This window comes from Steroidobacter sp. (assembly GCF_016790065.1).
GTDB lineage: Bacteria > Pseudomonadota > Gammaproteobacteria > Steroidobacterales > Steroidobacteraceae > Steroidobacter.
Window position 1 is genome coordinate 1 of the sequence record NZ_JAEUPY010000640.1, and the last position, 7,257, is coordinate 7,257.

9 protein-coding genes and 1 pseudogene are annotated in these 7,257 nt (G+C 61.4%); 9 read left to right on the forward strand and 1 reads right to left on the reverse strand.

Translation table 11 applies throughout. The annotated features are described in order from the left end of the window. The 4 genes from JNL55_RS26490 to JNL55_RS26505 form a co-directional block, all read left to right on the forward strand. Window positions 1-312, forward strand: a 312-nt coding sequence (locus JNL55_RS26490; RefSeq protein WP_293861575.1) for an rRNA adenine N-6-methyltransferase family protein, incomplete at its 5' end; no start/stop codon positions are given. A gap of 65 nt (window positions 313-377) precedes the next feature. Continuing rightward, window positions 378-809 carry a universal stress protein gene (locus tag JNL55_RS26495; RefSeq protein ID WP_293861578.1) on the forward strand — a complete coding sequence of 144 codons (432 nt, stop codon included), beginning with the start codon at window positions 378-380 and terminating at the stop codon, window positions 807-809. A gap of 86 nt (window positions 810-895) precedes the next feature. Then, window positions 896-1,345 carry a Co2+/Mg2+ efflux protein ApaG gene (gene apaG, locus JNL55_RS26500; RefSeq protein ID WP_293861581.1) on the forward strand — a complete coding sequence of 150 codons (450 nt, stop codon included), beginning with the start codon at window positions 896-898 and terminating at the stop codon, window positions 1,343-1,345. Window positions 1,346-1,364: 19 nt separating this feature from the next. Then, window positions 1,365-2,210, forward strand: a complete 846-nt coding sequence (locus JNL55_RS26505) for a symmetrical bis(5'-nucleosyl)-tetraphosphatase (protein WP_293861584.1) — start codon at window positions 1,365-1,367, stop codon at window positions 2,208-2,210. An 8-nt stretch (window positions 2,211-2,218) separates the two neighbouring features. Here JNL55_RS26505 and JNL55_RS26510 read toward each other — a convergent pair whose 3' ends face one another. After that, a complete protein-coding gene (locus JNL55_RS26510; protein WP_293861587.1) occupies window positions 2,219-2,941 on the reverse strand; it encodes a hypothetical protein in 723 nt (240 codons plus the stop codon). Between the two features lie 119 nt (window positions 2,942-3,060). On the opposite strand from JNL55_RS26510, the gene JNL55_RS26515 reads away from it, so the two are divergent. The 5 genes and pseudogenes from JNL55_RS26515 to JNL55_RS37525 all read left to right on the forward strand — a co-directional run. Beyond that, window positions 3,061-3,573, forward strand: a complete 513-nt coding sequence (locus tag JNL55_RS26515; RefSeq protein ID WP_293861590.1) for a 3-hydroxyanthranilate 3,4-dioxygenase — start codon at window positions 3,061-3,063, stop codon at window positions 3,571-3,573. Window positions 3,574-3,586: 13 nt separating this feature from the next. Further along, the gene (locus JNL55_RS26520) at window positions 3,587-4,402 is read left to right on the forward strand and encodes a cyclase family protein (RefSeq protein WP_293861593.1); all 816 of its coding nucleotides are present in this window, start codon (window positions 3,587-3,589) and stop codon (window positions 4,400-4,402) included. Then, on the forward strand, window positions 4,399-5,670 hold the full coding sequence (gene kynU / locus JNL55_RS26525) for a kynureninase (RefSeq protein ID WP_293861596.1): 1,272 nt from the start codon (window positions 4,399-4,401) through the stop codon (window positions 5,668-5,670). Before JNL55_RS26520 ends, kynU begins: the two co-directional genes overlap by 4 nt. Beyond that, the gene (locus tag JNL55_RS26530; RefSeq protein ID WP_293861599.1) at window positions 5,667-7,031 is read left to right on the forward strand and encodes an FAD-dependent oxidoreductase; all 1,365 of its coding nucleotides are present in this window, start codon (window positions 5,667-5,669) and stop codon (window positions 7,029-7,031) included. The genes kynU and JNL55_RS26530 overlap by 4 nt, the downstream gene beginning before the upstream one ends. A gap of 98 nt (window positions 7,032-7,129) precedes the next feature. Continuing rightward, window positions 7,130-7,257 (forward strand): annotated as a pseudogene (locus tag JNL55_RS37525) (phenazine biosynthesis protein PhzC/PhzF); the annotation flags it as partial.

The window sequence follows — 7,257 nt, forward strand, 5'->3', positions numbered from 1 at the left end:
GGCCCCGGCGCGTTCAAGCCGCCGCCGAGGGTCGTGTCCACAGTGTTCCGGCTCACCCCGCGAGAGACGCCACTGGAAATCGGCGAGCCGCGTCATTTCGCCACGGTCGTGGCCGCCGCGTTTTCCCAGCGCCGCAAGACGCTGCGCAATTCGCTCAAAGCCTTGCTCGACACCGAAGACATCGTTGCAGCCGGCATCGATCCGGGGTTACGCGCCGAAGTTCTGACGCCGGCGCAATTCGTGGCCCTCGCTGCCCGACTGGCCGGTCGGTTAGCCAATCAGCCCGCCGCGACCCCCATCGATCCAGTCTGACCCCGCGCAGTGATCGTCCTATAATCGGTCTCGCCGGCTTCGGCGGACGCTTGGAGGGGACTGCAATGGCCGACTACAAAAACATTCTGCTAGTGGTCGATCTGTCGGATGACAGCCAGATCATCGGCGAACGCGCCAAAGCCATTCAGGCTTGCTATGGCTCGGCGATCACCCTGTTGCACGTGGTCGAGTACGTACCGGTGGAGCCCATGGGCGAAGCCTTGTTGCCCACCGTGCAAATCGAGGGCGAGCTGGTGGAGCGCGCCAAGGTGCGCCTGGCCGAGCTGGCGCAGAAGCTGTCGCTGTCGAATAGCCGACAGTTGGTGGAGACCGGCGGCATCAAGACCGAGATCATCCGTACCGCGCAGCGCCTGAAAAGCGATCTCATCGTGCTCGGCAGCCGCGAGCGCCATGGCCTGGCCATTCTGCTCAACTTTACCGAAGACACCATCCTGCACGCCGCGCCTTGCGATGTGCTGGCGGTCCGGTTGCACTGAGTCGGACATAAGGCGCCTGCGGCGAGAGCAACCTGGGAGACTGCGAGGCTGCTAGAATCTAGCCGGCCTAAGCCAGTCATTCGGATATGACAGATACCACGCCTCCCAAAGGTCGCTCTGCTGCCACCGCCACGCCGGTGCGCGATACCGATCGCACTACCGACGCGCTCCACAAGATCCGCGTCGACGTGAGCGCCAATTACGTGGGCGAGCAGTCCAAACCGGATGAAGGCCACTATGCGTTTTCCTACACCATCACCATTCGTAATGAAGGTCAGGTGCCGGCGCGGCTGCTGACGCGCCATTGGGTGATCACCGATGCCAACGGCAAGGTGAAGGAAGTGCGCGGCGAAGGCGTGGTCGGCGAGCAGCCGTATCTGTTGCCGGGCCAGGGCTTTCGTTATTCCAGCGGCGCGGTGCTGGAGACTCCGGTGGGCGCCATGCAGGGCAGCTACCAGATGCTGGCCGATGACGGTGCGCACTTCGACGCGCCCATCGCGCCATTCACCTTGGCCATGCCAGGGCTGTTGCACTAACCCGCACGCGGCCTAGCCAATGGCCGTCTACGCAATCGGCGACGTTCAGGGCTGCGACCAAGAATTCGGGCAGCTGCTGACTCGTCTCAACTTTTCCCCGACGCGCGACCAGCTGTGGCTGGTCGGCGATCTAGTGAATCGCGGCCCGCGTTCGCTCGAAGTGTTACGCCGAGTGAAAGCGCTGGGCGATGCCGCGATCTGCGTGCTCGGCAATCACGATCTGCATTTGCTGGCACTGGCGTTGTCGCCGCATGAGCCGATCAAATCCAAGGACACGCTCCAGCCCATTCTGCAAGCGCCGGATCGCGACGAGCTGATCCATTGGCTGCGCCATCGATCCATGCTTCATCACGATGCCACGCTGGGCTACACGATGGTTCACGCCGGACTGCCGCCGCAGTGGGATCTGGCAACGGCACAAGCCTGCGCTGGAGAACTCGAAGCAACGCTACGCGATGAGCGCCGCTGCCGAGATTTGTTCGCGCACATGTATGGCGACAAACCAGATCGCTGGTCGAACGATCTGCGCGGCAACGAACGCTTGCGCTTCATCACCAACTGTTTCACGCGCCTGCGCTTCTGCACCGAAGACGGCCGGCTGAACTTGAAATTCAAAGGCGAAGTGAAGGATGCACCGTCGCATCTGATGCCGTGGTTCGCAGTGCCCGGCCGCCGCTCGAGCGACACGCGCATCGTCTGCGGTCATTGGTCAGCGCTGGGTTATCACGATGCTGACGGCGTGCTCGCCATCGACACTGGTTGTGTGTGGGGCGAGAAGCTGTGCGCTGTTCGGCTCGATGGCAACGCTCCGGCGCCGATATTCGTGCCTTGTTCTTCGTCCGGACTCAGCGTCGGCAGCGAGTAAAGCGCTCGCTAATTGCCTTCGCCTGGTTGCTCGCCAGCTTTTTGATCGGGCTTCGGCAACTCCATCAATGCGTCGACTTCCAGCCGAGGCTGACCCAGCGTGAGTTGATTCGGCGAGCATTGCACGTCGTCCTTCACGATGCGCACCGCCAGCTTGGGCAGCACTTTTTTCTGTAGCTCCTCGATCAGCTCGCAGTCGCCCGGCTGCAGGTCCAAGCGGCCGCGCGTCAACGACACTCGCTGCCACTGTGCCGGGAATTGCTCCAGACTGTCGAACGGATGAGCGTTCTTCTTGCCGCGCACTCGCTCGGTCAACTCACGCACACTCTTGTTCTTGTCTCGTTCAGCCAGCTCTTCAGGGGTCGCTTCGACCGGACCGACGACACGCATGGTCACGCGCGGCATACGAGCCACCGATGCTGGGCAATCCGCCGAGCGCACCCGCACCTTCGCGTGCACACCGAGCTCGCGCATGATGCGCTCGAGCTTTGCCTCCAGGCCGGTGCAAGAATAAAAGGTGGTGAAGCTCTGAAAGTAGAAGCCGATTTCCTGATGCTTCCAGATCGCCTGAACCGGGTCGGCGCTGGTCGCGCCCGCTGTAGCGCTGGCTTCGGCCGGGCTTTCCGCCGCGCTCGCAGGCACAGCCGCCAGCGCTGCCAACCACAACGACGCGGCAGCCAGGGCCGAAGCCCAGCCTGAAAATACGCCTGAATTTCTACTGGGCCGCGCCATGGGCGGTGTCCTCCGCAAGGCCGTCAAGCATGGTCCGTAGCGCTCTGGGAAGCAAGCCGGCCCCGGCGCCTATGCTGTCCACGCTCAGCAGGTATACTGGCCACCCGCGGAGAACCTGCATGAGCCCGCTCAAAGCTTTCAACTTTCGCGAATGGATCGATCGGAATCGCGAATTCCTCAAACCACCGGTGGGCAATCGGCTGGTGTTCCAGGAATCCGAGTTCATCATCATGGTGGTCGGCGGCCCGAACGCGCGCAGTGACTATCACGAGGATCCAGGCGAGGAATTCTTTTATCAGCTGGAAGGCGACATCACCCTGCGCACCATGCAGGACGGTGCTCGCGTCGACATTCCGATTCGCGAAGGCGAGATCCTGCTGCTGCCGTCGCGCGTCCCGCATTCGCCGCAGCGGCCGGCCAATACCGTCGGACTGGTGATCGAGCGCAAGCGTCGCGCCGAAGAGCAGGACGGCTTCCTGTGGTTCTGCGAGCACTGCTCCTATCCGCTGCATGCCGAATATTTGCATGTCAGCGACATCGTCACGCAGTTGCCGCCGGTGTTCGAGCGCTTCTACGGTTCCATAGAAATGCGTACCTGTCAGGCTTGCGGCGCGGTCGCCCACAAGCGCTGAGCCGATTCGTTCGATGCGTGATTCGTCCTCTGCCGTTGCTGCGCTGGTCGTCGACATCGCTGGTCGACGCTGGCAGGTCGCAAGCGCAGGCCACGATATTTCCATTCCGCTGCATTTCAACGAGGCGCAGCCGACCTTCTTCGGTGCCGAACCCGCCAGTGCTCGAGCCATTACCGCCGGCTCATTCGTCGGCGACGTGCGTCATGGCGGCAGCTGCAATTGCTCGACCCATACGCTGACGCCTCACTGCAACGGCACGCACACGGAGTGCGCTGGTCATATCACTCGAGAACGTTTGAGTGTTCGCGACCTCGCCGTGCGCCACCTCAGCGCCGCGCTGCTGGTAACCATTGCACCAGTGCCGTCACCTGACAACGCCGACGATCGCGTCATCTCGCTCGCCGCGCTGCAGGCCGCCGTTGGTAACGCCAAGCTCGGCGACTATCAGGCACTCGTGGTTCGCACATCACCGAACGACGCGTCGAAACTTACACGCAATTACGACAGCGGACCGATGCCGCCCTACTTCACTACCGACGCCATGAGATATGTCGTCGAGCAAGGCATCGACACGCTGGTCGTCGACTTGCCTTCTATTGATCGCGCGCAAGACGGCGGCCACCTCGCCGCGCACCGCATCTTCTGGGGCATGCCAGCTGGCAGCACGTCGGCAGAAACTGTTACGCGCCCGCGTGCCACCATCACTGAACTGGCGTATATCGATAGCGCAGTGTCCGATGGCGCGTATCTGCTGAACTTGCAGGTCGCCCCTTTCATGATCGATGCCGCACCGAGCCGGCCCATTTTGTTAGCTCTGTCACCCGCATGAACATCGCCACCGAGCGAACCTTTGCCGAGCAGCAGGACGCTGCCGATTCATTGGCGCCACTGCGCGCCGAGTTCTTCATTCCTCAGCACGCCGGTAGCAACAGTCTCTATCTGTGCGGACACTCGCTGGGATTGCAGCCGCGTGGCGTGGCGAGAGTTCTCAACGACGAGTTGAAACATTGGGCCGAGTTCGCCGTAGAGGGCCACTTCGCGTCATCGCGACCGTGGCTGCCTTATCACGAACAGCTCACCAAATCCTTGGCCACGCTGGTGGGTGCGCAGCCGTTGGAAGTGGTCGCGATGAACTCGCTGACGGTGAATCTGCATCTGATGCTGGCGAGCTTCTATCGACCGCAGCCGGGCCGTGAGGCGATATTGATCGAGCAGCGTGCGTTCTCTTCAGATCAGTACGCGGTGGCTTCGCAGATCCGGCATCACGGTTTGGATCCGAAGACCGCGTTGATCGAGATCGGCCCGCGCGCCGGCGAAGATACGATTCGCACCGAAGATATTTGCTCGCTGATCGAACGCGAAGGTCATCGCATCGCTACCGTCATGTTGGCCGGCGTGCAGTATCTGACCGGGCAACGCTTCGACATCGAGACGATCACCCGCTGCGCACGCCGTCACGGATGCGTCGTCGGCTTCGATCTCGCGCACGCCATCGGCAACGTGCCGCTGCGATTGCATGACTGGGATGTCGATTTCGCCGTGTGGTGCAGTTACAAGTATTTGAACTCCGGGCCGGGCGCCATCGGCGGATGCTATGTGCATGAACGCCATGCTCGCTCTCTGGATCTGCCGCGCTTCGCCGGTTGGTGGGGTCACGACAAGGACAGCCGGTTTCAAATGCCAGCAGAGTTTCGACCGATTCCGGGCGCGGAAGGTTGGCAACTCTCCAATCCTCCGATTCTGGCTGCTGCTCCGTTACTGGCCTCGCTGCCGCTGTTCGATAGCGCCGGCATGGACCAGCTGAGAGCAAAGTCGTTACGACTGACCGGCTACCTGGAAGCGTTGTTGCAAGCTCGTTTAGCCAACGCTCTTAGCATCATCACCCCGAGCGATCCGGAAGCGCGCGGTTGTCAGCTGTCGATTCGATTACGTCGCTCACCCACCGCAGCACGCGCAACTTTCGACTCGCTATCGGCGCAAGGTGTGTTCTGCGACTGGCGTGAGCCCGACATCATCCGTGTGGCACCGGTGCCGCTCTACAACTCATTCCTCGATGTGTGGCAATTCGTCGCCGCGTTGGAGCAGGCGCTGCAATGAACGATGGCTTACGAAACGAGCCCATCGCCGTCGTCGGCGCAGGCTTGGCGGGCACGCTGTTAGCAATCTTGCTGGCTCGCCGCGGTCACCGCGTGCGATTGTATGAGCGGCAAGATGACATGCGACGCGTCCAAGTCGACGCCGGCCGCTCCATCAATCTCGCCCTCGCTGCTCGCGGCATTCGCGCGTTGGAGTTGGCGGATGTCATGGAGCGCGTGCGACCGGAGCTGGTGCCCATGCCCGGCCGCATGTTGCATGACCCGAATGGCGGGCTCACGTTTGTGCCGTACGGTCAGCGGCCAGAAGAAGTCATCTACTCGGTCTCTCGCCCTGGCTTGAATTGCATTCTGCTCGATGCAGCCGAGCGCGCTGGTGTCGAACTGTTGTTCCGGCATCCCGCGGTCGGTGCGGACCTTGCTCGTCAAAAGGTCATCTTCAAGAACGATACGAATCCGTCGCACGAAATTCCGTTGGCACGGGTGTTCGCAACGGATGGCGCCGGTTCGGTGTTACGTCGCGCCTTGGTGGAACAACGTAACGTGGCCTGCAGCGAAGACTTGCTCAAACACGGTTACAAAGAATTGACGCTGCGGCCGCTCCCCGATGGTCGGCCGCGCATCGACAAACATGCACTACACATCTGGCCGCGCGGCGGCTTCATGCTCATCGCACTGCCAAATATCGACGGCAGTTTCACGGTCACATTGTTTCTGCCGCTCACCGGTCCGGACAGCTTCGAAACATTGACCGACGCGGCCGGTATCGAAGCATTCTTTGCCCAGCACTTTCCCGATATACGGCAGCTGATGCCGGAACTGGCCGAGGAGTTTTTCCAGCATCCCACCGGCATCATGGGCACGGTGCGTTGTCAGCAATGGTCGTTAGAAAATCGATTGCTGCTGATCGGCGACGCGGCGCATGCCATCACGCCCTTCCATGGCCAAGGCATGAACTGTTGTTTCGAAGACTGTCGCGAGCTCGACGCCTTGCTGGCGAACAACGACGACTGGGCCAGCGGCTTCCGCCAGTTCGAAACATCGCGCCGACCCAACACCAATGCCATCGCCGACATGGCCATCGAGAACTATTTGGAAATGCGCGATACCGTGCGCGATCCCAAGTTCCATTTGCACAAAGCATTGTCGTTGGAACTGGAGCGCCGCCATCCGCAGCGCTTTGTGCCGCGCTATTCGATGGTGATGTTTCGCGACAATATTCCTTATGCAGTGGCTTACGAACGCGGCCGGATTCAGAACCAGATTCTGACCACACTGACGCAGAACGCCGACTCGTTGGCTGCCGTGGACTACGCTGCCGCGGCTCGCCTGATCGAAGCACAGTTGCCGCCGCTGCCTAACTAACAGCCGTCGGCATCTGTGCCGGCATTCGCGTGCCGGACTGTGCATTTACGCGAGCTCGTCCAGCGCTTACAACAGCGTATCGATCACGAGACTCCGTCATGCGCACACTCAACTTTCGCATCGTCAATGTGTTCACATTCAATGGCGGCACGCTCACCGGTAATCCGTTGTGCGTGTTCGAAGATGCCAGCGGCTTGGACACGCCGACCATGCAAGCACTGGCGCG

Coding starts and splice junctions, on each gene's coding strand:
- JNL55_RS26495 (WP_293861578.1), top strand. CDS start 378: ATGGCCGACTACAAAAACATTCTGCTAGTGGTCGATCTGTCGGATGAC.
- apaG (WP_293861581.1), top strand. CDS start 896: ATGACAGATACCACGCCTCCCAAAGGTCGCTCTGCTGCCACCGCCACG.
- JNL55_RS26505 (WP_293861584.1), top strand. CDS start 1,365: ATGGCCGTCTACGCAATCGGCGACGTTCAGGGCTGCGACCAAGAATTC.
- JNL55_RS26510 (WP_293861587.1), bottom strand. CDS start 2,941: ATGGCGCGGCCCAGTAGAAATTCAGGCGTATTTTCAGGCTGGGCTTCG.
- JNL55_RS26515 (WP_293861590.1), top strand. CDS start 3,061: ATGAGCCCGCTCAAAGCTTTCAACTTTCGCGAATGGATCGATCGGAAT.
- JNL55_RS26520 (WP_293861593.1), top strand. CDS start 3,587: ATGCGTGATTCGTCCTCTGCCGTTGCTGCGCTGGTCGTCGACATCGCT.
- kynU (WP_293861596.1), top strand. CDS start 4,399: ATGAACATCGCCACCGAGCGAACCTTTGCCGAGCAGCAGGACGCTGCC.
- JNL55_RS26530 (WP_293861599.1), top strand. CDS start 5,667: ATGAACGATGGCTTACGAAACGAGCCCATCGCCGTCGTCGGCGCAGGC.